Source organism: Methylocaldum szegediense, assembly GCF_949769195.1.
Taxonomy (GTDB): Bacteria; Pseudomonadota; Gammaproteobacteria; order Methylococcales; family Methylococcaceae; genus Methylocaldum; species Methylocaldum szegediense.
This window is the reverse complement of sequence record NZ_OX458333.1, coordinates 1911140-1937251: the sequence shown is the minus strand read 5'-3', so window position 1 is coordinate 1937251 and position 26112 is coordinate 1911140. Positions and strand designations below refer to the sequence as shown.

The window sequence follows — 26112 nt, the reverse complement described above, 5'->3', positions numbered from 1 at the left end:
AGTGAGGTTTCTCTCCATGCAGATTCGTCTTCATAAGAACGCCCGTACCACCCCGGCCGTTCGGCAGGCCATTCAAGCGTCCACGTTGAGCGAGCGCGCCTTGGCCCAAAAGCATGGCATTAGCCGAACGACCGTCCGCAAGTGGAAACACCGCTCCTCGGTCGAAGATGCCTCACACCGGCCCCACACCCTCAGAACCACGCTCACGCCCGCCCAGGAAGCCATCGTGGTCTACCTCCGCCAAGCTCTGCTCCTCCCCTTGGATGATCTCCTGGCCGTGACCCGGGAATTTCTCAATCCCGCCGTGTCCCGTTCCGGGCTAGACCGCTGCCTGCGCCGCCACGGGGTGGCGTCCCTCAAGACCCTGCTTCCGCCTACAGAGAAGGCGAAGGTCAAACCCTTCAAGGCCTATGAGCCCGGCTTCCTTCACCTGGATGTTAAGTACTTGCCCGCCATCGACGGCGAACCCCGCCGATACCTGTTCGTCGCCATCGACCGCGCCACCCGCTGGGTCTATGTCGCCCTCAAGCCCAACCGCACCGCCTTAAGCGCAAAGGACTTCCTCAAAGCGGTGATTCAGGCCGCGCCTTTCCGCATCCAGAAATGCCTGACCGACAACGGCTCGGAGTTTACCGACCGTTTCCTGACCCGAACTCGGCAGCCCTCGGGGACGCATGAGTTTGACCGCCTCTGTACTGAACAAGGCATCGAACATCGCCTGATTCCGCCGGGCCGGCCCCAAACGAATGGCCTGGTGGAACGCTTCAATGGCCGCATCGAGGAGGTGTTGCAAACCCATCACTTCGATTCAACCGCCGATCTGGACACCACCTTGCACCGCTATGTCGAGCTGTACAATCATCACATTCCCCAAAAGGCCTTAGGCCATCTCACCCCAATTCAGACTCTCAAAAACTGGCAACTGTCCCATCCTCATCTTTTTCGAAAGAGGGTTTACAATCGTGCGGGACTTGACAATTAAGCCGGGAGTTACCGAATTGCGCCTGGCGCTAGAGCGCTCGGTGCTGGTTTCAATCCACTCCCGGTTATTAAGCCGGGAGTTACCAGGCCGGACGGCCTGTTCGAGCGCTACGAGCTGCTGTTTCAATCCACTCCCGGTTATTAAGCCGGGAGTTACCGTGGGTCAACGGGCGCATTGCTGGGACTACTTACCGTTTCAATCCACTCCCGGTTATTAAGCCGGGAGTTACCCTCGGGCGTCGATTACGCGCGCATGGTGGAGGATGGTTTCAATCCACTCCCGGTTATTAAGCCGGGAGTTACGAGTGAAAAACTACCGCTAATCGCGGCACACATAAGTTTCAATCCACTCCCGGTTATTAAGCCGGGAGTTACAGGTAGCCAAAGACACAAGCGTCATGCCTTACCCTGTTTCAATCCACTCCCGGTTATTAAGCCGGGAGTTACCTCCGCGTTGGCCTCCGGAGCCAAAGGTCGGACGTTCGAGTCGTCTCGGGCGCGCCAAATTTCAGCCAAAACGCCTTGTGTCACAAGGGTTTACAAAAACAACCGCTGAATCTGCGGTCTCCCAGCAGCAAGGGTTTGTCACAGTCAGTGTGACAAAAGTGTGACAAAAAACCAGCCCTCCCTGGTGACATTCTTCCTTAGGCGTCGAAATGTAGCATAGCCGTGGCGTCTCGGTATCGCGTCACAATTTTGTCACACATTGGTAATTGTAGAGCATCTCATGGGTCTCGCCCTCGCCAGGGTTTCGCCGATCTTCGCCCGTGGTGTTCCTCATACATTTTTCCACGAGCAAACCCCGTGCCAACTTAAAATGCAGTAACCATGCGCCTTCGAGACTGGCACAAATCATGCGAATATAGTTCCACCGCAAAACCCGTGCCAACTTTTTAACCCCGGCCATACTTTTTTCTGTGCGAGCTCGCGCGCGGTATATAGCCTCGATCGGAAATTTTTTGGTCGTTCAAAACCGAGAGACAGCGCCAATGACGCTGTTCGACAAGCTGATTTTGTCACAGTGACGAAAATAGCCTGCCCACAAAAGGCGCGAAGGCGGGGTAGGCAGCCCTTACCGCCCCTCGTGGGGCGGCAGGACAGAGAGGCTGGCGCCGTCAGTACTGCGATTGCAGCTTTCGAATTTTGGCCTCGAGAATTTGATGTGCTAGCTTCCCTGGCCGAGAAGGAAGGCCAGGCTCATGCACCAGAGCCGAAAAAATTCTGTGTTCCCTTTCAGTCATGCGGTCCTGTAGAGTCTCCCGCACTGGCCGGAGCAGATGTTTAGTGTCGGGGCACCACACAGAATTTAGCCAGTGGTGAGCGCTTACCAAATCCCCGGATTGAATCGCTTGTCGGATCGCCTTGCAGCAGCTACGAAAGCCGCGGGGCATCCATCGAGATGTTTGGGCCTGTGTTTCCAAGGTAAAAGCTAAATCGAGCAGATCGGTCATTGTCGTCGTCCTCCATGACGAATGTTGAGATCAGTGAGAATCGGTCGGTGGTTCGGGCGGCTGATTGATAATGGTGCCGCCGTCGCTGTTCGCCTTCCGCACCAAACGGGAAGCCGTTTCCAAAACGATCCGGGCTGCCCGAAGCTGGCGATTGGGGTTTAGCCTGGCGGTCAACGCCGCCTCAAGAACGTCCAGCGCCTTGTCTACCAGGGCAGGCAACCGCTCGATCAAGCGTTGCTCGGCAACCGCCATTAACCTTTCGAGTTCGGCCTTGGCCTCTGGCTTTTGCAAAAATCGACAGACGGCTGTTGGATGGAAGTCGCTTTGACGTGCGGCTTCAGCTTGGCTCATCCCTTCTGCCAGTCTGTACAGCAAGAGACGTTGCTTTGGGGAAAAAGCGTCGTTAGATTTCATTGTGTTACGTCCATGTTGAATGTTTGGTGGGTCTGGGATATGTGGAGTAGTTTCTAAGTTATTGATTTGTAAGATGTTGGTGGGTCTGGTGGGTCTGGTGGGTCAATTTCCAACTCTCTACTAATTTTATTTTTTCAAAAATTTTTTGCTAGCCGAGTTAGAGACAGACCCACGAGACCCACGAGACCCACAAGACCTTTTAAAATCAAACACTTACGTGGTGGGTCTGAAAAAATCAGACCCACGAGACATTTACCCCGCAAGTTCAACCCTCCACAAAGCGACACCCTGATAAGTGCCAGCCGACATAAACCGCCTACCATCCACGATTTGCCCTTTGCGTCTCCGGATGTGCTCGCCCAAACGTCGCGAATCAATTGCACCATTTCGCCCCATTGCAACACATTCCATAGCCTCGATTAACGCACGCCGATCCTCCTCCGAACACACAACATCCGCCACACGCGCAGCCTTCGCCGCAGTGACGGGCCGGCCTTTGTAAACGCGATGCCACGCTTCCAACAGCCCACCCAGGTTGATGCTCTCGGGATCTTCACCGGCATTGACGCTGAGGCTGTCCACAGGGTCAGCGCAACCCAGCCAAATCAAGGCATCTCGTACCCCGCGGTTCCACGCCTCGAACGAACCCAAAACATTCGCACCCACATTCGGCCTACCGGCACACACATACGCCCGCAGGATCGTGAGTGCCGCCACAATCAGGCTCTCTCGACGCTCATCACAATACGCCAGGAAATCCCGATCGAACGATCTCGCAAATGGCCTTTCGCATTGTGGATCGATCCGGCAAGCGAGCACTCGCCGGGTCAGGTCACCCGTGATCAAGGTGTTATTGCCCGTGCTTACCAAAACACAATTCGTCGGCACATGCACATTCCGACTCACGCCGAGCACCCGATCAGAAAAAGATTGCTGCGTCAGCAGGATACAAATCACATCGGATTTCATTTGAGATGAAACGTTGTCGAGCAAAATAACCGGGTGTCCCTCTCTCAACAGCGCCGTGAACCGTTTCCGCATCTCGTTTTCGTCGTCGGTGTAGGCCGTTGTCGTAGGCTCCAAGCCGGTAACGATTCGTCCGATCGCCCGCGCCAACAAGGTTTTGCCGCTACCCGCTGTCGGCGCGTCGATGTGAAACAGTGGCGCTGTAGGCAGGCTTCGGCGGATCACCGCCGTAAGCAGAGCAGCAACCCACACCATTTCGTCGACATCCGTCGCAATCGGGAACGTCGAAACGGCTTCACGAAGCACGCCCAGCGCACCCAAGGCATCCTCTCGGCTTGGATGTTGCGGGACAGGCTCAAAGTTGCAACCTCGCAGGTCCAAAAACAGGCCGGTTTCAGGGTCGTAGCCTGGCGCTTCCACCACCCTTCCATCCGGCGCAAGAGTCGGATGAGACACTGTGCCCGCCAGGTTCGGCAGCCGACTCTCGCCGCCGTTCAGCAACATTTTCAGGACACGTTCCGGCAAGTCTCGCGTTACCAACTCGCCCTTCGCGTTCGGCTTCCGACATCGCACCAGCGGCGCCAGCATCAAATGCAGCGAATGCTCGTTCAGTGGCTGGATCTCGGCAATTCCGACAGGTCTTCGAATCGCCCCCGTGGTGCTATCCTCGCGATGAACGACACGCACCAACTCGCCGCCCCGCTGAAACACTTTCGGTTCCGACTCGCACAGAAGTGCGTCTTCGCAGGCTTGAACCGCCCGATGTGGTTCTCCTTCCCGAACTATGACATCGGTCCGCTCAACGCGATAGTTAACCCCTCCCCTGTCGAAGCTGTGCACAATGATCGCTCGGCCATTGGCGTTGACGTACAACTTCGCCCGCCAACGGTTTTCATGGTCCGGATCCCATGGGTCAAGCAGCTCAGCGCCATCGAATTTCTGCGGATCTCGCAAGACATCGGCGACACTCGCCCGCCCATGTTCCCGGAACATCAGCGGAATCGATCCGGTTAGAACGCGGTTTTCACTGTATGCACGTTCAACGTCTTGTTCTGCCTGCCGTTCTGGGACGCCTCGAGCGATTAGGTCTCGTTTTTGCCGTTCTCGAAACACTCGCCCAAGTGCTTCGGCTTCCGGACGCGCCTTTTCCTTCGCAGCCTCGACAAGCTCTCGGTACAGCGCTTCCTCAGCTTCGGTCAGGTCGGCAATCCGTGTGGTGTCCAAAGCGACACCCGGACAATGTTCAGGATCACGCCGATACTGTCGCAACCCGTCGCCAAGCACCGGCCTCGCGCAAAAGTCCAGCCGTTCAGGACTACTCACCGCGACATCGATAATGCTTCGTTCGATCATCGCGCCAGACTTCGAGACTTCAATCCGACCGTGCCCAGCCAGCCAGAGCCGTTTGAACAACGCTTTGGTCGCCCTCGGGATGTCAGCGCCAGACTTCACGCGAATGTAGATGTGCATGCCGCCGGCATCGATAGCAGGTCTTTGCACTAGCCTCACACATCGGTCACCCGCCCCATCGATAACCTCGAAATCAGCCTTGCCTGGGGCACTTCGATAAATTCCCGATGAAGTCGACGATGCGATGATCTTTTCGGCTTGCGCGAATCCCGGAATCACCGCCTCAAAGGCGGCCAAAACATCTTCACGACCTAACGGCACGCCGTTCTTTGGTGGGTCATAGTCGATGAGCCAGACAGCCTCGCCGTCGGGAAACCGAAAGTGTTGTTTTGTGCGGGAAATGGCGTACGGATACTTCGGCAAAAGTTTCCGCGAAGCGATTTGCACCCGCTCGAAGTCACAAACTCCCTGTCCGATCGCGACATTGTTCGGCGAATCAGGATCATTGGCGGCTAAAAGGAAGCGATAAAAACCTTCGAAATCAGTCTCTATCGTTCTGGCTTCGCCGAGCACCATGGAACATTGACTGGCGTCCTTGATGATGTTGCCGTTGGCCAGCTCGATAGTCTTGGTCAACAGGCCGTTGGATTTGGTGAATTGCGTGTAAGTAATTGAATTCATTGCGAGTCCCAATGGTTGAATGTTACGGGCCGCAATGGACAGAAGGCGGGAATTTGTTAAGATATCAACAGGTTACGTAGATATCCCGCCCCGCGTCCATGCGGGGTTTTTTTCTTTGTGGCTAGCTAGTCCGTTTAGACGCCAGCCACCGCTCAACATCGGCTCGAAGAAAGCCGATTGCACGCTTTCCTAAGCGAAATTCTTGGGGGAAGGTAGGATCGGTAGCACGCAGCCGGTCGAGCGTCGAAATCGATACTCCAAGGTGTTGCGCTAACGGCCTTTTGCGGAATATGATCGAATCGTCCCTATTCATTAACGGTTCCTTCTGGTGGGGGAAGAACTGTCACAAACATGCGACAGGCGTCGTCATTTTTAACGCACGGTTTGAACTTAGTCAAGAGACCGCAAATCACCGCTAATCCCCTCATTAATCCGCCGACATCGTACTTACCCCAACTTCTCCCGGATGTCCTCCGGTCTTAAGTGCGCGTAGCGTTTCAGCATGTCCAGACTCTGGTGCCCGGTAATCGCGGATACCTCCATGGTACTCAATCCTTTCTCAATCAGTCGGCTTGTCGCTTCGTGTCTAAGGTCGTGAAGGTGCAAGTCCTCAATACCCGCTCGACGGCACGCCTTAACAAACGCATGGGTAAGACCGTCAGGCGTCATGTTCCAGACTTTCCCGGTGAGATTTCGCGGTAATCTCTTTAAAATCGCGACAGCCTTGCTCGTCAGCGGAATTGTTCGCGGTACCATGGTCTTCGTCTGAGGAATGTGAAGCACCCCTCGGCGCATATCAACATCCTCCCAGCGCATTGCACACAGCTCACCCCGCCGCATCGCTGTTTCAAGTGCAAACTGAACCATTGTCTGTGCCGTCGGCGACACTGCCAACGCTTCAAGCAACCGCTCCAACTCACCGGCTTCTAAGCGCCGTTCCCGCCCTCGCGGCAGTCGCGGAGCCTTTACTGTCGGAACGCCTCCCGGCAAATGGATTCCCCATTCGCCGTGGGCCAACTTTAAGACGCGATTCAACAAACCCAATTCGTGCTTGACCGATTGCGGACTAAGAGCTTTCAAGCGTTCTTGTCGGAATTCCGCTAAACGGCAAGGTGTGAGTTCCACCAAGGTATGCTTGCCAAGTTCACGCCGTAGATGTTTGATCCGGGTTTTTTCGGCCTTCTGCCCGCGAAGCGAAGGTAGTATCTCCGCTTCGAATCGGTCCAAAAGCTCATTGAGTGTCGTGCGCTCGGCGAATGTAGGATTTACAAAGGTACCTTTGCCGATTTGTCCCTCGATTTCGGCCGCCCACGTCTGAGCGTCTGTCTTTCTCTCGAAGGTTTTGGAGAGCATCTGCCCCTTTTTTCTAACCTGAACCTGCCAACTTGACCCCCGTTTTCGGATAGTCGCCATAATCGCCTCTGTGACAGAAGTGTGACACAGGGCGTTGGCCTAATTTGGACATGCGCGGTAAGTTATTGATTGCGCGGCATGCGCCCGTAGCTCAGTTGGATAGAGCGTTGGCCTCCGGAGCCAAAGGTCGGACGTTCGAGTCGTCTCGGGCGCGCCATTCAAGTCAAGGACTATAGAGTTCTTGCCCTCCTTAGAACCCTTTCTCGTTCACAAATCATTCACGCTGAACGGTGCAAAGGGTTTTTTCATGCCTACCGTCTGACGAAAGCTCAGGCTCAATAGGGGGCAAGGACCATCCAGAATGAGATAGACAAATTTGTTCCCGCGGAAAACCATCGGCATACCGATGGTCCGTGATCATTCACTTAGGGAAGTGCTCTAACCGTCGGACGTTTGAAACAGGTCCTTTGCTTCCTGTCGAATCCTGCACGCGTTAGCTAAGTTTCCTCTTTTACCGGAGTCCAGTATTTTTCGGGAACGTCGATCACGTAGGTACCGTTATTGTATCCCTCGACTACGTATCCAAAGAGTTTGTCCACCAGCTTGATGTCCCGGAGTTGAATCCAGGCGATGACGACACCGCGGAAAGCCTCGTCGAGCGTCAGCAGAGCCAGGCTGTGATCAGAAGGCTCCTTGGATTTTCCGGGAAACTGAACGACATTGTTCATCAGAATAGCTCCTGTCTGTTCTTCTGTTTTTTCGTCCACTTCGTTGTGTCTTCCTGATCTCGGGCCATCGAGTTTGCCGCTATGCTAAAAAGATTAGTCCGTTCTTCCTCCACTAGCATTGCCCCCATTTCTGAACAGCGCTCGCGAATTCTGAACACCGCTAGCAGATTCGCGGAGATTACCGCTGGGGTGTTGAAGGCGGATCGTCCGTTTGTGATCGAACCGCTCGCTCTGCTGGACAAAATCTACCTAAGCTGCACGGGGAGGCCGTCATGGCAAGCGAAATCAGGAATGTTCGCGAGCTGTAGGACTTTCCAGCTTGCGTGCCGGTCTTCCATCGGGGAGATATCAACGAGGGCGGGTTTCGGAGCGCAGCGACTTCTGCTCAGTAAAGCCCAGACGGTTGGTCGTGCGATCTGGCCATGGGCTACGCACCCCGATGATATTTCGGCAGTTCTGCGCAGGAAAGCTACGCCCAAGACCTTGGAGCGTATTCGGCATTTTGCAGAAGCGACCGGCTGGCTTGAACGTGGCGAAGCGGTGGCTGCGCTGGCTTTACTGTGGAGCAAGAAGGTTTGAAGCAGGCAGGCGATAATATTAAAAAGGTGTCATAGTCCATTCAAATGCCGATTGGCCTTCTGTTTAGAAGGCTGGGTTGTTACGGCGAACGCTTGTGTTCACGAAAATCGCGGGATTCAAGACGTCGGAACATATGAGATATCCAAACTGAGCGCTATTGATCTTCAAACGTCGCCCAAGTGAAATTTCATCGTGGACTAGCGTACTTTCTTGAGGGGTAAGTTCGTGATAAAGGACTGACGATGCCTAAGAATCGATTTCCAGAATTTTCTGCCATTGTCGAACCATACGAAGAAAAGATAAATGCTCTTGAGGATAGGCTGCGTGAGGCGCGATACACCATTCTCAACCTAGTGCCGAAAGAAGCTCAAGAGGCGCTCAAGAGTTATCTTTCGTGCGAGTCAAGACAAGAAACCTATGGTTGGCTAGACAGAACCGCCGAGACTATTGTGTCGCTTGCGCAGATTCTCGCTCCGGAAAAGGGTTCCTATTTTTCTGATCGTGCCTATTGTCCATTATGTGGTGGGGAGAGCACCTCTCCCTACGAAAGAGGGTTTGCTGTTCCAGAAGGACTTCGGCGCCATCTTGTCGGCTGGGGTAACACGCGTCCCTGTGCAGTCTTGGAGGCGGCTTTTGCGCTCGCTAAGGAGTATTGGCATGAAAAATTTCATGCCGAAGAACAGATCGAGAAAGCTCAAGAAGAAGAGCGACGAAGACAGCGCAAAGCTTCGGAGGTCCTTTATCGCATTGCACCAGATCGGGAACCCGAGCTGATTGATGAAGGCTTCATTTTCGGCGGCACTTTCCGTAACGAGAGTGAACTGGCTTGGGCCGAACAGCGATTAGCGTATTTAGGATTCCAGATCACCTGCGAAGACAACGTTAAGTCTTACACGAGCGAAATGGAAAATTGGGTGATTTACGCCGACCCAAGAGTTAACGGCAAAATTGAATTCAGGGCTTACAAAAAGCCTCTTCCCAAGAAAGCGCGTGGACCGCACGTTCGAACGGGGATTTCCGGATACTTCTACTTGATGGATAGCTGGAAGCACGATCTTCGCAAGAAGTACGAGAGCCGTCTTTTGAAAGCGATCCGATAGCACGGCCTAGATCCATCCCCACAAAATAAATCTCTCTGTCGCACGGTGAGCGGCTTACCTGCGTTGGGTTAATACTGGTCGGGCAGCACCCGGCTGAGGTGAGTCTGGAGGATCGGCAGGATTTTTTGGGCATGTCGCGGGAAGGATCAGGACCCATTACTCGACGGCGGAGATCCGGAATCTGATCGATGCAGTCGAGAAGCTGTGCAAACAGAATCTCGCGTCGGAGTAGACGTTGATCAACTTAAGTCAAAAGAGTCCACGCACAGAATACGACACCTTGAGCAACTGGCTTGTAAGAATGCCGCCCCGTTCAGTAAAGCTGCGTGTAGCGCATCGCGCGAAGGACGAGCAGCCGAAGGGGGCAGGCGACTCCGACCTCCTGATTGTCCGGTACAGGACGTTACAGTATATTGTGATATTTTTTCCGAGGCTTCCGGCAAGGAGCATGCTACCCCTGAGGTTGCAATGCAGACTTTCCGGCGAGCCGCATCTGAATGAGGCGCTGCGTATCGCAGGCCGTCCGTAATATCCCACTATATTTACAAGAGCGTTGATCCAGGATTACTGGAAAACATAGCATCGCCACTGAAGAAGCTCAGAGCAAACAGGAACAGTTGGGGGGAGCGTTCAAGTATGATCAAGACGGTTAAGCAGGCCTGCCGTTTCAATCCTGTCATCCAGGATTATCGAATGAGTCAGGGCATCGAAAACCTGGCAGACCTGATTAACGATGCAGGGGACGGTCGAGAGTTTTTTCTCAGGAACTACGTTACCCATGGCATGGAGCAGCTTTTCCGTGAGGGGATGTTGCGGCTTTCCGGTAAGTCCGATCAGGCGGTGTTTGAGCTTACTCAAGCCATGGGTGGCGGTAAGACCCACATGATGATCGCTTTGGGTTTGCTGGCGCGCCACCCACATCTACGCCAAGACGTACTTGCGCCGGAGCTGAACGAACGCATTGATTTTGGTAGCGCACGCATCGCCGCATTCAATGGCCGTAACAACCCGGACAACTACATCTGGGGCGAGATCGCCAGCCAATTGGGTGAGGACGAAGCCATAAAGCCCTATTGGGTCAACGGTCCCAAAGCGGTGGATCAACGCAAATGGAAAGAGATCATCGGCGATAGGCCAACCTTGATCTTGCTTGATGAGCTGCCGCCTTACCTCGATAACGCGAGCACCCAGGTTTTTGGCCAGGGTACTTTGGCGAACATGGTGGTCTACAGTCTCAGCACGTTGATGAGCGCGGCCCTCGAGTTACCCAGGTGCTGTATCGTCATAGCCAATCTCTCGGGCAGTTACACGGCTCAAACCAAGGCGCTGAGGGAAGCCATTTCCAACCTTCAGCAGGAGACCCGTCGCCAGGCCATGACCATTACTCCGGTCCAATTGGCGAGTAATGAAATTTACGAAATCCTCAAGAAACGGTTGATCGATGAGCTTCCGGATGAGCGCGTGATTGCCGAAGTCGCCGAAGAATATGCGCAGCAGGTCAAGAAGGCTGAAGATGCCGGCTACATTATCGCGGCAAGTCTTGAACAAATCGCGGAGCAGGTACGGGAGACCTATCCGTTTCATCCATCTTTCAAACACCTGGTTGCGCTATTCAAGGAAAACGAAGGTTTCCGCCAGACACGGGGACTCATGCAGTTTACCGCTCGCCTTCTGAAAAGCGTTGCGCAGCGAGAACTCGACGATGTGTTCCTGATCGGCACTCAACATCTCGATCTGAATGACGAACAAGTCAAGGACGAAATCGAACGCATCGCTCCTAAACTGATGCCGGCGGTCGCCCATGATATTGCGGACAACGGCCACGCCATTGCCGAGGTAATCGACGATGATTTGGGAGGTGACGCCGCCCGCCAAGTGATGACCTTGCTTCTGGCTTCCTCGCTTTCCCGGGCTGTGGGCGGCCGCATCGGTCTGTCCGAGAGTGAGCTTATCGAATACTTGGCGGCGCCCAACCGTAAGCCGGACGAGTTTCTCGAGGCGATACAACGTCTGCGCGAACAGGCCTGGTATCTGCACCGCGAGGAACAACGTTTCTTCATCAAAGAAACTGAAAACCTGTCTCGGCAGATCGAGCGCAATGCCAAGGAAATACCGCAACCCAAGATCGATCAGGCTTTCATCAACCGATTGACCGGCATCCTGCAACCGGAGCGCAGAAATGCCTACCAGGACGTTCAAGTTCTACCCCGCCTTGAAGAGCTCAGGCTCAGCGGTCCCCGCGTGCTCATTGTGATCCGGCCGGATGGCCGCGTGCCTCCGAGTGAGCTCAATCATTTCTTCGAGTTCCAGCAGGAAAAGAACAATCTGCTGGTATTGACGGGACAGGACAGCCACTTGGCCGATGCGGTCGAAGATCGGCTGCGTGAGTTTTACGCCATCGAACAGATCTATGGACGGCTCAAACCCGGCGACACCCTGTTCGAGGAAGCGCGAGACCGGTTGGAAGAGGCTAAGGATCGCTTCAACAAGGCCTTGTCCGCTGCCTATAACCGTCTTTATTTCCCCGGCATCGACGAGATGGATGGCCGGGAAACCCTAGTTAGCGTCACTATCGATAACGGGCTGCGCATAGGCCGCGGCGATCAGTCCGCCGAGGCGCAAATCGAGGCGCTGCTGGCAAGCCCCCGCGCCAACTACAAGCTGGCGATGGACTTGCAGGACGATTTCGCCCAGTACTTTGCCTTGGCCGAAGCCGAACTTTGGCCTTCCGGCAAGGACAACCGCCGCACCCCTTGGAAGGATGTGGTCGGTCGCGCCAAGACCAATCCGGCTTGGCCCTGGATGCCGGGCAGCGGCGGGTTGGACACCCTCAAGGCGGAGGCGCTCAAACAAGGACGCTGGCGCTTGGGAGAAGACGGTTACATCGAAAAAGGCCCTTTTCCGAAGGAAAAAACCAGCGTCAATATTTCTTTGCAGAGTACCCATCCCGAAACAGGAGAGTCCATTCTGAGCCTGACGCCGCGTCACGCAGGCGATAGCCCGGTGATCCACTATTCGACCAAGCCGGATGTGTCGGAGGAAGATCCGCAAGTGGAAGACCCCGAAAACTTCCGGACTACCGAGGCTACTCTCTACTTCTGGGTCAAAGACCCAAGCGGCCGGTATGAGTCAGGGCCCGCGCGTCGCTGGGTAGCCGATCTCAAGATTCGCCACCAGGTCGATCCGTTGGCCGACAAGCGCCGGGTGACGTTGCAATGTACCCCGAGGGGCGAGTTGTTTTATACCCTGGACGGATCCAATCCGAAGAACGGAATCCCTTACGAAGGACCTTTCGAGATCGGTTCGCAGGCCGTGCGCTTATTGGTTTACGCCTGTGCCGGAGAAGCCAGCAAGACCGCCGATTTCCAGATCCCGGCCAGCGGCGACAAGACCGTCCAGATCATCGATACGCAACCGGCCCGGCTCAACAGCAAGCGGGTCGCCTTAGATACCACCGATCGGGTTTATGGCGTGATCAACCGTTTCCGCGATCGGCCCGGCACGCGCTTCAAGGGCGTGCGTATCGAGATCGGCGAGGGCGAAAACACGGTCACCGTCCGATTTCAGGAACGCGAAGTGACGGCAGCCATGATCGAAGGCGTTATCGATAGCCTGCGCCAAGTGCTCAACGAAACTCAAGCACCGGTGGCTATAACCATTGCCGACGGTATCCAGTTCGAAACCGGTTTCGATGTCAAGGAGTTTGCCAAGCTTGTGGGTATTGAATTGCGCCCTGGAGACGTGATTCAGGAGTAGCGAACGCATGACCAAGGCGCAGCCAACGCGTAAGGCCGCCAAGAACACAGCCCCCTCGGCTCGCCCAACCCTTGGATTCGGCGTGCCCGCCACGAGCGACCCGCACCACTTCAAGGTCATCATTCCCAAGACCAATACCGGGCGTGTACTGATCAGCGAATACCTCGGACTGCAGGCCGCGAGCGAGAGCCAAGCGGTCATCGACCGGGTATTGCTGGATCGTTCCCGCTGGACCGCGATACGAGGCGAGGTTCAACGCGCTTTCAATGCCCGGCTCAAGGCCCACGATCTGAATACGTCCGCCTGGAAAGTCGGCGAGAACCGGGTGGATCGACTGCTCGGCAAGGAACTCTGCGTACTGGCCTGGGCCGTCGAGCATATGGACATGGACAAGATTCCCGTGGCGATTCGCAACTGGCTTGCACTACGCCCGGAGGAGCGTTGGTGGCTGTTCGGGATGACCGCCATGAGCACCGGTAGCGTCGCGGATGGCAACAAGGGCTGGCGGCTCGCCCTGCGCCATGCGCTGGGTGACGTCGCCCAAAGCGAACTATTGCAGCCTCGGGCCCGACGAGAGCGTGAAACGAAGGACAGCGATCGCCCGACCCTGGATTTGTTTGCTGATGACGATAACTGACGAATAAATCGAGCTTGATGACTAAAACGACTTTGAAGCCTTTTGCTTTGAAAGATGCTCCCGCCTTGATCGAGGCGGTTTTCCCCGCCCAAAAAGTTTCGTTTGAAGCGCAGAAAGAGCGTAAGGCTAACCTCGGTCAGACCCTAACAGGCTTGGGATCTTATTGGAAAGGTCGCAAGCCATTGATTCTCGTGCGCGCCATCGTGCTGGGCTGTCTGCTGCCGCAAACGGGCGATGCGAAAAAGGACCTGGAGATTTTCGAAAAGCTAATGGCGTTCGACGACGAAGGTCTCGCGCGCCGCGCCTTGAGTCAGAACGCGCTGCGGCCTGCGGACATCGCCGCTCGCATCGAGCTGAACAATCCGTGGAGCTATTTCAGCCACAACGTGAAGCGCGATGATCCCATGGCCGAGGACGTGGCGTCTTGGACTTTTCCGCTCGACTGCGACGAGGAGGGTATCGCCATTCGTTGGCGGCGCGATGTCAGCGAGGACGACAAACTGTTTCTCTACCGTAAGGCCCTGTCCACTTTCAAAACTTATGAGGAAAAGGCCGCTTTGTGCAAACGGCCGGAGGAGGTCGATCAGAACTGGCTTTATGCGCCCATCTGGCCCGCAGTCAACCGTCAATATGCGCATCTAGGCATTGAAGCCTGGTCCCACGAGGAGCTTGTTGAGCAGCTCGGCATTCTTCGCTACGGCCATCGCCCCCGAGTGGGCGATACCTTTTGTGGCGGTGGTTCCATTCCCTTCGAGGCGGCGCGGTTGGGCTGCGACGTGTATGCTTCCGACCTCAATCCCGTAGCCTGCATGCTTACCTGGGGAGCGCTCAACATTATCGGCGCTTCTCCCGAGCGCCGCGCCGAGATCGAACAGGCGCAACGCGAAGTGGCCGAGGTGGTGGACAAAGAAATTACCGAGCTTGGTATCGAGCACGACGAACATGGCAATCGTGCCAAGGCTTATCTCTATTGCCTGGAGACCCGGTGCCCCGAGACCGGCTGGATGGTGCCCATGTCGCCGTCTTGGGTGATCTCAAAGACCAGAAACGTGATCGCGAAACTCATACCGGACCATGCAAACAAGCGCTTCAAGATCGATGTAATGAGCGGTGTCTCCGCAGCGGAAATGAAGGCGGCGGAAAAAGGCACGGTACAGGATGGAATGCTTGTTTATGACCTCGATGGCAAAACCTACCGTATGCCCATCAAGACTTTGCGTGGCGACTACCGGGATGCCGACGGCAGTACGAAAAACCGCCTTCGCCGTTGGGAAAAGCTGGATTTCAAACCGAGGCCAGACGATATCTTTCAGGAAAGGCTCTATGCCATCCAATGGATTACCAAAGAGAGTCTTGATAAACCTCGGCAGGAGACGTTCTTTGCTTCGGTGACCGAGGCCGACTTGAAGCGGGAGCACGAAGTCGAGTCGATCGTAGCCAATAACCTGGCTCAGTGGCAGGCGGAAGGTTTAGTTCCGGACATGGAAATCGAGCCTGGCGAGAAAACAGATGAACCTATTCGTACACGGGGCTGGACCTATTGGCATCATTTGTTTAATGCCAGGCAACTATTGTACTTTGCCAGGCTATCAGAACAGATCAGGACTCAATGCTCCATGGCAGAAGTTCTGATCTACTTTGGTAGAAGCTTGGATACAAGCTCGCGACTGACGCGCTGGGATTCCGCGCCTGGACAAGATCGAGTGGCTAACACGTTCTCGAATCAAGCCTTGAATACTCTAATGAACTGGGTCGCCCGGTCCTACTGGCATCTAGCGCCGCAGGTGACATATCAACCATCGCTTGTCCAAGGCGCGCCATTTATAGGAAAGTTCTCTGTGGCCTCTCGTGAGGCGTCGACCGTTAATGAATCGTGCGAATTCTGGGTTACCGACCCTCCTTACGCCGATGCGGTGAACTATCACGAGATTACTGAGTACTTCATCCCGTGGTTGCGTAAAAACCCACCGGCCCCTTTCGATCAATGGACCTGGGACTCCCGCCGCGCTTTGGCGATCAAGGGTAGCGGAGACGAATTCCGGCGCGGCATGGTGAACGCTTACCGTGCGATGGCCGAGCACATGCCGGACGATGGGCTGCAGTGCGTGATGTTTACCCACCAGGATACCGAGGTCTGGTCGGACATGGTGGGTATCTTCTGGGCGGCTGGCCTGCAGGTTGTAGCGGCGTGGTATGTCGCGACGGAGACTACCTCGGAGCTGAAAAAAGGCGGCTATGTGCAAGGCACCGTGATCCTGATACTCAGAAAGCGGCCTCCCGGCGAGCATTCAGGTTTCAAGCAGCGCATCCTGCCCGCGGTCAGAGCCGAGGTACAGAGCCAGATCGAAACCATGATGCACCTCAACAAGGAAGTGAAGGGCAAGCACGGGGAACCGGTGTTCAATGATTCCGACTTGCAGATGGCGGGCTACGCGGCGGCGCTGAAGGTGCTCACCGCCTATACGCACATCGGCGGCGAGGATGTCACTAATTTTGCCTTGCGCCCCCGTACGCGTGGGGAGGTTACCGTGGTGGACGAGATCGTCCAACAGGCGGCCGAGGCGGCCAACAGCCTGTTGGTGCCGGAGGGCTTGAGCGCGGAGACCTGGGCCAAGCTCAGCGGCATCCAGCGCTTCTATCTGCGCATGATGGACATGGAAACGACCGGAGCCTCCAAGCTGGACAACTACCAGAATTTCGCCAAGGCTTTTCGGGTGCAGGACTATGCCCGGGTGATGGCGAGCCTTACGGCCAACAAGGCGCGCCTCAAGCGCGTTACCGAATTCACGTCACGCGATCTGACCGACAGTACCGAGATCGGCGCTACCTGGCTGGGCCGCTTGATCATCGGGATACAACAACTGCTGAATGAAATCGAGGCCCAGACGGTGATCAGCCAATTGCAGGCGGAAATGCCGGATTTTCTGGACATCCGTCCGCTGCTGATCGACGTTCTGGCCTTCATCGAGCGCAAGGCACCGGAAATGCAGGTTCGTGAAGCGGCTGAAATCCTCGGCGCCCGACTGCGCAATCTGCGGGCACTGGGGCAATAGAACTGGCGCGGAATCTTCCTGATCGTTGGGCATCCGGCGTTTCTCTTCGCGCACTCACCGGCTGGACACCAGCTTTCTGCTGCGGCACTTGAAGGGAGCGCGTAGTTACAAGCGCATCGCCGGTTATTTCACCAGCTCGCTGTTCGAAGTAGCCAACGAGCTACTGGAATCCATTCCGGAGGTGAAGATCGTCTGCAACGTCGATATTCATCCGGATGACCTCAAAGTCGCCCAATTACGCGAAGCCAAGATGATCGGGCGCTGGAATGACAAGGCGATCGAGGCTGAGGCACTGCTGAATCGCGAGCGCTATCGCCGCTTGGACGCGTTTCTGACCAAGCACGGCCAAGCGGTACGGGTCGCGCCGGACAGCATCTGCGGCTTCGTGCACGGCAAAGCCGGTGTCATCGAACTGGCCGACGGCCGTAAGCTCGGTTTCATCGGTTCCATGAACGAAACGCGCAGCGGCTGGCAGCGCCATTATGAGATTCTCTGGGAGGATGATTCACCCGATGGGATCGAGTGGATCGAAAAAGAATTCGAGTTCATCTGGAACGCCGCCCGGCCATTGCCGGAGGCCGTGATCCGTGAAGTTCGCCGGCGCGGTTACCGGCGGGAAGTGCTCTTCGACGAAATCGACGACGACGACGCTCTGGCGCCGGCGGCGCTGATCGAGTCTCCCCTTTATCGCGAAGGCTTATCGCTCCAGCCTTGGCAGCGGGGCTTCATCACCGAGTGCCTGCGGCACTACCGTAACTATGGGCTGGTCCGCCTTTTGCTGGCGGACGAAGTGGGCTTGGGCAAGACGCTTTCCCTTGGCACTGCCGCCCTGGCGTTGTGCTTACTCAGCGACAAGGAGCATCAAGCACGCAAGCCCGCGGTGATCTTCGCGCCGGCTACGTTGTGCGAGCAATGGCAGACCGAGATGATCGATAAACTGGGTGTTCCCTGCGCCCGCTGGGATACCCAACGCAAGGTCTGGCTGGATCATAACGAGCGAATTATCTCCGCCGCCGGACGAGAGCAGATCGCCAAATGCCCGTTGCGCATCGGCATCGTGTCCACCGGCCTGATGATGCGCGACTCCCTGGAGAAGCAGTATCTACTCGGTCTGCGTTATGGGTTGATCATTCTCGACGAGGCTCATAAGGCCCGTAGCCGGCAGGGCTTCGGCCGAGACGCCGGCACGCCCAACGAGTTGTTGGCCTTCATGCGCGAGGTGGCCGCGCGCGCCGATCATGTTTTGTTGGGCACCGCCACGCCCATTCAGACCCGCTCGGAGGATCTTTGGGATTTGATGGGTATCCTGCACCAGGGCAGGGGGCATTTCGTGCTGGGTAACGACTTTGCCAAGTGGCACCGTCCACGAGAGGTGCTGCCCATTTTGTCTGGCGAGGAGAGGGTTACCGAGCCGGCTTTCGCCTGGGAACTGTTGCGCTCTCCGTTGCCTTTGGTGGATTCCACCCAGGAGCCGCGCGCTCGGCGGTTATACAGCGCCATTCGCCAGGATCTCGGATTGACCAACGGGGAGTGGCAGACGAATAAACCTTTCAGCGAACTGACCGAGGAGACGCGGGAAATTCTTGAGGACGAGCTTTATCGCGAGGTCGCTGGCGCTACCTTTTTTCAGCGGGAAAATCCCTTCGTGCGCCATATCGTGCTACGCAAGCGAGCAAGCCTGGAAGAGGCCGGACTTCTGACCAAGGTTGGGGTCGATGTGCATCCCGACCGCAATCTGGTCAGAGAAGTCCATCTCTTCGATGCCCTATTCGAAGGTCAAGCTTTGCGCACCGCGGAAGATTTCCGCGAGGCTTATCGTGAAGCACGCAATTTCGGCAAGGCGCTGGCGAAACGCGGCAAGGGCGGCGGGTTCATGAAAAACCTGATGGAGCAGCGGATCTGCTCCAGTATCCAGGCCGGACTCAACACGGCGCGAATGCTGCTTGAAGGACGCACTATCCATGAGGAGGCCGACGATCAGGAGTTCGATCTTGCGCTGGAAACTGGCGAAGAACGCGCGGTGCTGGAGCGTTTGATCGCCCGGCTCGAGCGCATCGAACACGATCCGAAATTGAACGCGGTCATCCATTACCTCGAACGCGAGAAATGGTTGGACTACGGCGTCATCATTTTCAGCCAGTACTACGATACCGCCAAGTGGGTGGCGGACGAACTGGCCGCCCGTTATCAAGGCGAGGCGATAGGCCTATACGCCGGCGCCGGTCGCAGCCGTCTTTATCAAAGCGGCGACAGTGTCCATAGCGAGCGCGAGACCTTAAAGAGGATGGTCGCCGAGCATGAGATACGTATCATGGTGGCCACCGATGCCGCCTGCGAGGGCTTGAACCTACAAACGCTGGGCACGCTCATCAATATCGATCTCCCGTGGAACCCCACCCGCCTGGAGCAGCGCATCGGTCGGATCAAACGGTTTGGCCAGGTGCGCGAAAAAGTGGATATGCTCAATCTGGTCAACGAACAGACCGTGGATGAGAAGGTCTACGAGCGCTTATCAGAGAGGATGCGTGATCGCTACAACCTGTTTGGGTCCTTGCCGGATACCATCAAGGACGAGTGGATCGAGGACATCGAAACTCTGGGCGAGAAGATGGATGAATACATCAACGCCCAAAGAGAAGCTACCGGTTTCGACCTGCGTTATACGACGACGATGGAGCCGACGGAAAAGGATTGGCGGGACTGCTCCGAAGTACTTTCTCGCAGAGATTTCGTCGAACTCATGAGCGCGGCGTGGGGTGATGCCCGGTAGTAAGAGCCTATTCCAATAGGCCGTTCGCCCGGAGCCTGCCGAAGGGTTTCTTAGAGCGTTTTCATCATTTATGAAAGGCAACCGAAGGAAAGGGGCGTCACGTTGTAGGGCGGGTTAGGCCGCCAGGCCGTAACCCGCCGCATGCCGCGGGATAGCGGGACATGCAGGCCCCCTGCGCTTGACCTGACAGCCTTCGTGAGAGCGTGGCGTTGAGCTTCGACCCTTGACACTCGGACGCCGCATGATCGCTTGGGCTTTTCCGATCACTCTCAGATGATCCACTACAGGCAACTGATGTCCGCAACGCCGGCCATGCCGTATAAACAAAATGAAAACGCTCTAAACCTATTGGGATAGGCTCTAATTCCATTTCTAATTCCGAAGTGAATTTATGATCCATGACCTATCACAGTAGAGCAGACAAAGTACAGTCAAACGTTTCAGCTATGGAGTAGAAATGGAACAACAAGCCCAAAAGTGCTAGGCCCTCATCCCCGACCCTTCTCCTAGAGGGGGAAGGGAGTTAAGCCCCTCGCCCTCTGGGAGAGGGGTTGGGGTGAGGGAATGCGCCGGCTGATGGGGCGTTTCCGTCATTTCGGTTTTCGGTTCACACGTTGGCTCAAGTAACTAATTCAATTTCTAATTCTGAAGTGAAATTATGATCCGTGACCTAGCAAAATAGAGCGGACAAAGTGCAGTCGAATATTTCAGCTATAAGATAGAAATGGAATAAGAGGTATAGTACGGGTTATAGCTCGACTTCGACTTGCGTTTCGATCAGAGTTTCGACGACTGAGTAGATGTCGACCGTCTCGTCGGGAACATCGATACTCACGATAAGGCTATAGCGCACCTTATTTTTCCAGCGGTCGCGAGCAGTTCTATATTTCCACCAACCGCCGACCGGATACACCGCGATAGTATGCATGTCCGCGAGCTGTGCTGCGGGACCTGTCCAAGTGTCGCGTCTCGTGTGATTATTTACCGAGAAGGAGTTATGCTCTGTTTGAAGCCCGGAGCCTTCTCCAGGAGATATTCGGTTCGTCCAAGTGAGGTTTCTCTCCATGCAGATTCGTCTTCATAAGAACGCCCGTACCACCCCGGCCGTTCGGCAGGCCATTCAAGCGTCCACGTTGAGCGAGCGCGCCTTGGCCCAAAAGCATGGCATTAGCCGAACGACCGTCCGCAAGTGGAAACACCGCTCCTCGGTCGAAGATGCCTCACACCGGCCCCACACCCTCAGAACCACGCTCACGCCCGCCCAGGAAGCCATCGTGGTCTACCTCCGCCAAGCTCTGCTCCTCCCCTTGGATGATCTCCTGGCCGTGACCCGGGAATTTCTCAATCCCGCCGTGTCCCGTTCCGGGCTAGACCGCTGCCTGCGCCGCCACGGGGTGGCGTCCCTCAAGACCCTGCTTCCGCCTACAGAGAAGGCGAAGGTCAAACCCTTCAAGGCCTATGAGCCCGGCTTCCTTCACCTGGATGTTAAGTACTTGCCCGCCATCGACGGCGAACCCCGCCGATACCTGTTCGTCGCCATCGACCGCGCCACCCGCTGGGTCTATGTCGCCCTCAAGCCCAACCGCACCGCCTTAAGCGCAAAGGACTTCCTCAAAGCGGTGATTCAGGCCGCGCCTTTCCGCATCCAGAAATGCCTGACCGACAACGGCTCGGAGTTTACCGACCGTTTCCTGACCCGAACTCGGCAGCCCTCGGGGACGCATGAGTTTGACCGCCTCTGTACTGAACAAGGCATCGAACATCGCCTGATTCCGCCGGGCCGGCCCCAAACGAATGGCCTGGTGGAACGCTTCAATGGCCGCATCGAGGAGGTGTTGCAAACCCATCACTTCGATTCAACCGCCGATCTGGACACCACCCTGCACCGCTATGTCGAGCTGTACAATCATCACATTCCCCAAAAGGCCTTAGGCCATCTCACCCCGATCCAGGCTCTCAAAAACTGGCAACTGTCCCATCCTCATCTTTTTCGAAAGAAGGTTTACGATCTTGCGGGACTTGACATCCATCACCTTCGGGGCCATCGTAATCTTCGGCCACTGCCAGGTCGTTTATCGAAGCGCGGAAATTCTTGAGCGATTGTCCGGGGCGAATGACTTTGAATCGCAGTCCATGAGATTGATAGCTATAGCGCTGGCGATAGCCCCGTCGACCGGGGTTGGGTTCAATAAAATAGGACAGCGTTACGCGAAGCTTCACCTCCAGTTCAGGAGGAAGTTGGCGCAATACGTCGACAGGCCAAGGTAGCTGGTAGAGCTGCATTTCGTGGAGCTTGGGATCGGGCGAGCCGTTCGAGGCTTCATCTTTTGTGAACGGTTGCAACTCGTCTTGCGTGATCAGAGTGAGCGCATGATTAGCGCTGTATCGAGCCCGGTCCAGGTTGGGAACACCGTAACCGACGCTCCTTAACATTATTTCCTTGGCGACTTTCGGACTGTGCTGTACGTGAAGAAGCCCGAATCGCTTCCACATGCGCTCGGTCCACTCGGCGGAATGCACCAGAAGTCCGCGGATGGTTTCTGGCCAATATTCAGGATATTCCGCCATGAGCATGGCAGCGTGGCGAGACACCAGGGCACAGGCAGCACTGGTATCCGCTGTCACTTCAAACAGGCGGCCGGTTGTCCTGCCGGATGTCGTCAACAAGGACAAAACGTCCCCGTTGGAGATTTCAGTATGGTCAGGCGAAAGTAGGCGATTGCCGCCTTCTTCAACCAGATCAGGCTTGTAGGGCGCGTGCTTTCTCCAGCTCCAGTTCACCGAAGATCGCGATGCAGGTGAAACATCGCCAGCTCGAGCTAACGGAGACCACCCGTTAAACTCAGGGGCATCGTTAGTAGTCTTTTCTGTATATGCACCGATCGTTAACGCATTCCACGACTGGGCGGGATCTTCGATCTCGGCGAGATGGAGTTGCTCCCAATAGTCGAGGTTTGGAGACAATTCCCGATTATTGCCGGCTGAGATTAGAAAAAGCCGCTGCTTCCCGTCTTCCGTACCGGAAGCAAACTGATCGATTTCGGCGGACCATGATGATGGTTGTCCGCCTTCACGCTCCGGTTCGGCGGTTACAGCGAGCGAATATACGCGGTTCCAGTCCGGTCGCTCAATTTCGAGTTTTGCTGCCGTACCAACTGTAATAGCACCGTACAATTCGGGATCGTTTGTGCCGACGGGAGGCAAAATGCGAGCTGATTCGATCCAATGACTCAGAAGGAGGGGATCGTCGCTCATCAAAGCGTTGTGGAGGTCACCGAACGCCGCGAGTCCGGCTTGCCGGGAACCGTGGTCGTTGTATGAAGCGAGCGGTGTAGTCGGATTGTAGTCGTCATAGCGCGGCCACGCAGGATCCCAGCGCTCGGCTTGCTGCTCGTTGCATACTTGTGAAAGCAAGGGATGGTTATAGTTGACCCCGGTGTCTAGGATAGTGACAGCTGTGGTCGAGCCGTCGACCATTTGAAGGCGGGTATTCAAATCGTCAACCCATTGTTGCTGATCTTTGAACGACGACTCAATCAAAACATTCGGCGTTTCCTTGGCGCGTCTCAACTCCTCCAGATTGGCAATCAGCTCTGGTGCTTTCTCTAGTTGATGAGCTGAAGCTTTTATCAGAACAACCACGCTGTCGAAAAAACTGATCGACGTGTTACCCAATTTTGCGTTGATACGTTCGGCTAGGTCGCGGGCGATTTGAAGCGGGTCTTTGTCCGTCGGTCGCCTTTTTAACCAGAGTTCCCACCAGACCGGTTGACTCGGGTTTTCCGGAAAGAGTGTCGGATCATCCGTCCAGAATGAGCGTAAATCGGCAAGCTTGATTTCGGCGATACTGTCGATGAGGTTGTGATTCTTGGGCCCCTTTTTGCCGTCTTTGGTTGGATCCAGATATTGCTCGACTTTGCGAAGAAAGGTATTACGGCGAGTTTCCGGGATAAAGACCAGCGCGATTTCGTGGTCTCCCTCCTTGCGACATGATCGAAGCTTGAAATCCCGAGCGGTATCCAATCTGTCCAGTGGAAGCTCGCAATTGGCTACACCGACGATTTCAACATAAATCCCTATCTCTTCGGTAATGGGAGTATCCATTTGCGCTCTTCGCGCCTGGAATTGCTCCAGTATCGAGGAATATCGCTGGGATAGCCGCTGACCATGCGTCAGGCGCTCTTGAGGAGGGATAACCGAAGAGTAGGGTTTACGACGAGAGCGAAATTTTTCGTGCTTGGAAAACCCACGTACGAGGATGTGTCGCTTTCGTTCCGGCATTAAGCTCTTTAGTTTCGTTTCTTCATATGACGGCGTTCTATGGCCTTAATTATAAGCGCTGTCGTAATTCGCGTTTCGTGATACAAAACGGCTTCTTTGGCCGCGTCTTCACACGCACGGGTCACATCTGCCGAACTCAGACCTTCGGCTGCGGCGGTGAGTCTGTCCCAGACTAGTGTATCGGTGTTGAACAAGGCCAAGCGATTTTCGATGAGCTGCCTGATTTCGTCCTTGCCCGGCTTTTCGAACTGGATAATGTCGTCAAACCGACGATAGATCGCTTTATCGAGGAGTTCGGGGTGGTTGGTGGCAGCGACGATAATGCTTTCCGACGTACCCTGCTCGACGAACAATAAGAAGGAATTCAGAACTCTTCGAATTTCCCCTACATCGTTCTGTACGCCCCGCTGTGTACCAATGGCATCAAATTCATCAAAAAGATAAACCGCCCGAGTCTGCTTGATGTGATCAAAAATCAAACGGAGTTTTGCCGCGGTTTCCCCCATAAAACGGGTTATCAGATTGTCGAGAACAATCGTGTAAAGTGGCAGCTTTAGCTCGTTCGCTAGGACTGCAGCCGACATGGTTTTTCCTGTACCGGGAGGTCCCGTGAATAGCAGCTTACGGCGGGGAAAAAGACCGAATTGTGCGAGGCGATCTTTTTGCCGCTGTTCCAGCAGGACCCGTTCGAGGCGTTCACGAACCTCTCTAGTCAAAACCAATTCGCCGCTACGGACTGGCGAGTGCGTCAGCTCCAACAGCCCTTTGAGGTCCCCTTTGGGCTGCTGAACCAAGGGAATCGGTTTCGCAGCGGTTGGTCCCACATTCGCAGCCTGCTGCGACTTCTCGACCAGGGCTTTGATCTCACTGGCGAGTTTGTGATGCCCTTGACGCGCTTCTTGGGCGGCCACCTGTAAGGCGATAGCGTAGAATCGCTGATCGTCACGATCTGCGTGGCTTTTGAGTAGCGCCTTGATCTGTTCAGCGGTAGCCATGGTTCTTGTATGCCTTTCCACGCGTAATATTAAGCGATATTGCAAGGCACTGAATAAGAAATCCAGCTTATTTGATTGATAGCAGTGCGAGTCAAATCTGGTCCGTTTAGGAAGCTGTGCGTATGGCTTTGACTATTTCAAGACGAAGTCTCAAGTACGTGCATCGTGCAAAGCCGTCAAACACAATCTTCATCCGCGCTTAGTCGAATCATGGAATATCGAAGCACTCGCTTAGCGAACTTCCTTGCGCTCGGTTCCGTGGCATTTTTTTCTATCGAAAATGGTATCAAGATTGCGCAGGCATCGTGCCTTCAGCAAACTCGACAATGGCGTCCAGAAAATCGGGGAAATGCCGAAAGCTGTGGTCCCCGCCCTCGATGACCGTCTGACGAGCACCGGCGTATTTCTGTACGGCCTGCCGATAGTCGAGCACTTCATCCCCGGTTTCGACCAGTAGCCAGAAGCGCTCCGGGCGTGAAAGCTGGGGGACGTTCAGCTGTTCCAATTCGGCAACGTGCTCACGGGTGAACTCGAAGGTTTCGCCCGTGTAGATATTGGTCTGCGGTCCCACGAACCGCGCCAGAGTTTCGTGGGCAACCACGGCGGGGTTGATCAAGATCGCACGGAGGTCATGCTTCTCCGCGAGGTAGGTGGCGTAGTAGCCGCCCAAAGAGCTGCCTACCAGCGTCGGGGTTTTCGGGCACCGTGCGATAACGTCTTCGACCATGTCGATAGCTTGCCGCGGGCTGACCGGTAATTGTTCGCACCAGAAACGATCGGCCATTCCGCGTGAGGCCATGTGCCGTGCGAGGAGGCGTGCCTTTTCGGATGCGGGTGACGAGCGAAAGCCGTGAAGATAGATAATCATGAGAGCTCCATGGGGAAATTCGGTGTAAACGATACCGACCACGCAACAGCGCGGGCGGCACAGGCCGCATCATCGGGGCTGCACCTAGCGCCGGCCAACTCTGCGTTTGTCATGAAAAAATGCCAGTGGACGCCGAATTCCGCAATATG

General features: G+C 55.5%; 15 protein-coding genes, 1 tRNA gene, 1 pseudogene and 1 CRISPR repeat array. Of the genes and pseudogenes, 8 read left to right on the top strand and 9 right to left on the bottom strand.

The window, feature by feature from the left end:
• Positions 1 to 16 precede the first annotated feature (16 nt).
• Complete coding sequence (locus tag QEN43_RS21740; RefSeq protein ID WP_449814913.1) at positions 17 to 982, top strand: IS481 family transposase; 966 nt, start codon at positions 17 to 19, stop codon at positions 980 to 982.
• Between the two features lie 46 nt (positions 983 to 1028).
• A CRISPR array of direct repeats spans positions 1029 to 1428; the repeat unit is 37 nt; unit sequence GTTTCAATCCACTCCCGGTTATTAAGCCGGGAGTTAC.
• Positions 1429 to 2462: 1034 nt separating this feature from the next.
• Here QEN43_RS21740 and QEN43_RS08185 read toward each other — a convergent pair.
• From QEN43_RS08185 to QEN43_RS08175, 4 genes are all read right to left on the bottom strand, one after another.
• A complete protein-coding gene (locus QEN43_RS08185; protein WP_036268155.1) occupies positions 2463 to 2846 on the bottom strand; it encodes a hypothetical protein in 384 nt (127 codons plus the stop codon).
• A 252-nt stretch (positions 2847 to 3098) separates the two neighbouring features.
• The gene (locus tag QEN43_RS08180) at positions 3099 to 5843 is read right to left on the bottom strand and encodes a hypothetical protein (protein WP_026610083.1); all 2745 of its coding nucleotides are present in this window, start codon (positions 5841 to 5843) and stop codon (positions 3099 to 3101) included.
• 121 nt (positions 5844 to 5964) lie between these two features.
• Complete coding sequence (locus QEN43_RS21735; RefSeq protein ID WP_084161843.1) at positions 5965 to 6156, bottom strand: helix-turn-helix transcriptional regulator; 192 nt, start codon at positions 6154 to 6156, stop codon at positions 5965 to 5967.
• A gap of 134 nt (positions 6157 to 6290) precedes the next feature.
• Positions 6291 to 7196: a tyrosine-type recombinase/integrase gene (locus QEN43_RS08175; RefSeq protein ID WP_202901096.1), complete on the bottom strand. Its 906-nt coding sequence runs from the start codon at positions 7194 to 7196 to the stop codon at positions 6291 to 6293.
• Positions 7197 to 7336: 140 nt separating this feature from the next.
• On the opposite strand from QEN43_RS08175, the gene QEN43_RS08170 reads away from it, so the two are divergent.
• Positions 7337 to 7413 (top strand) — tRNA-Arg (locus QEN43_RS08170).
• Positions 7414 to 7693: 280 nt separating this feature from the next.
• On the opposite strand, the gene QEN43_RS08165 is transcribed toward QEN43_RS08170, so the two are convergent.
• The gene (locus QEN43_RS08165) at positions 7694 to 7924 is read right to left on the bottom strand and encodes a hypothetical protein (RefSeq protein ID WP_317963935.1); all 231 of its coding nucleotides are present in this window, start codon (positions 7922 to 7924) and stop codon (positions 7694 to 7696) included.
• Positions 7925 to 8745: 821 nt separating this feature from the next.
• On the opposite strand from QEN43_RS08165, the gene QEN43_RS08160 reads away from it, so the two are divergent.
• The 5 genes from QEN43_RS08160 (at position 8746) to QEN43_RS08140 (ending at position 19819) form a co-directional block, all read left to right on the top strand.
• Positions 8746 to 9603, top strand: a complete 858-nt coding sequence (locus tag QEN43_RS08160) for a hypothetical protein (protein ID WP_317963934.1) — start codon at positions 8746 to 8748, stop codon at positions 9601 to 9603.
• 636 nt (positions 9604 to 10239) lie between these two features.
• Positions 10240 to 13359: an anti-phage-associated DUF499 domain-containing protein gene (locus QEN43_RS08155; protein ID WP_317963933.1), complete on the top strand. Its 3120-nt coding sequence runs from the start codon at positions 10240 to 10242 to the stop codon at positions 13357 to 13359.
• Between the two features lie 7 nt (positions 13360 to 13366).
• Positions 13367 to 13996, top strand: a complete 630-nt coding sequence (locus tag QEN43_RS08150) for an anti-phage-associated DUF3780 domain-containing protein (RefSeq protein ID WP_317963932.1) — start codon at positions 13367 to 13369, stop codon at positions 13994 to 13996.
• Positions 13997 to 14013: 17 nt separating this feature from the next.
• Positions 14014 to 17049: an anti-phage-associated DUF1156 domain-containing protein gene (locus QEN43_RS08145; RefSeq protein WP_317963931.1), complete on the top strand. Its 3036-nt coding sequence runs from the start codon at positions 14014 to 14016 to the stop codon at positions 17047 to 17049.
• A gap of 25 nt (positions 17050 to 17074) precedes the next feature.
• On the top strand, positions 17075 to 19819 hold the full coding sequence (locus QEN43_RS08140; protein WP_317963930.1) for a phospholipase D-like domain-containing anti-phage protein: 2745 nt from the start codon (positions 17075 to 17077) through the stop codon (positions 19817 to 19819).
• A gap of 748 nt (positions 19820 to 20567) precedes the next feature.
• Here the strand turns inward: QEN43_RS08140 and QEN43_RS08135 are convergent.
• Positions 20568 to 20747, bottom strand: a complete 180-nt coding sequence (locus QEN43_RS08135) for a hypothetical protein (RefSeq protein ID WP_317963929.1) — start codon at positions 20745 to 20747, stop codon at positions 20568 to 20570.
• Positions 20748 to 20883: 136 nt separating this feature from the next.
• Between QEN43_RS08135 and QEN43_RS08130 the strand changes: the two are divergent.
• Positions 20884 to 21843 (top strand): annotated as a pseudogene (locus QEN43_RS08130) (IS481 family transposase); the annotation flags it as partial.
• On the opposite strand, the gene QEN43_RS08125 reads toward QEN43_RS08130, so the two are convergent.
• The 3 genes from QEN43_RS08125 to QEN43_RS08115 form a co-directional block, all read right to left on the bottom strand.
• Entirely contained in the window at positions 21776 to 23296 is a 1521-nt protein-coding gene (locus QEN43_RS08125; protein WP_449815041.1) for a S8 family peptidase, read from the bottom strand. The pseudogene QEN43_RS08130 and the gene QEN43_RS08125 overlap by 68 nt on opposite strands.
• Positions 23297 to 24108: 812 nt before the next feature.
• A complete protein-coding gene (locus QEN43_RS08120) occupies positions 24109 to 25095 on the bottom strand; it encodes an AAA family ATPase (RefSeq protein WP_026611888.1) in 987 nt (328 codons plus the stop codon).
• Positions 25096 to 25381: 286 nt separating this feature from the next.
• The gene (locus QEN43_RS08115; RefSeq protein WP_317963928.1) at positions 25382 to 25963 is read right to left on the bottom strand and encodes a YqiA/YcfP family alpha/beta fold hydrolase; all 582 of its coding nucleotides are present in this window, start codon (positions 25961 to 25963) and stop codon (positions 25382 to 25384) included.
• Positions 25964 to 26112: the final 149 nt, after the last annotated feature.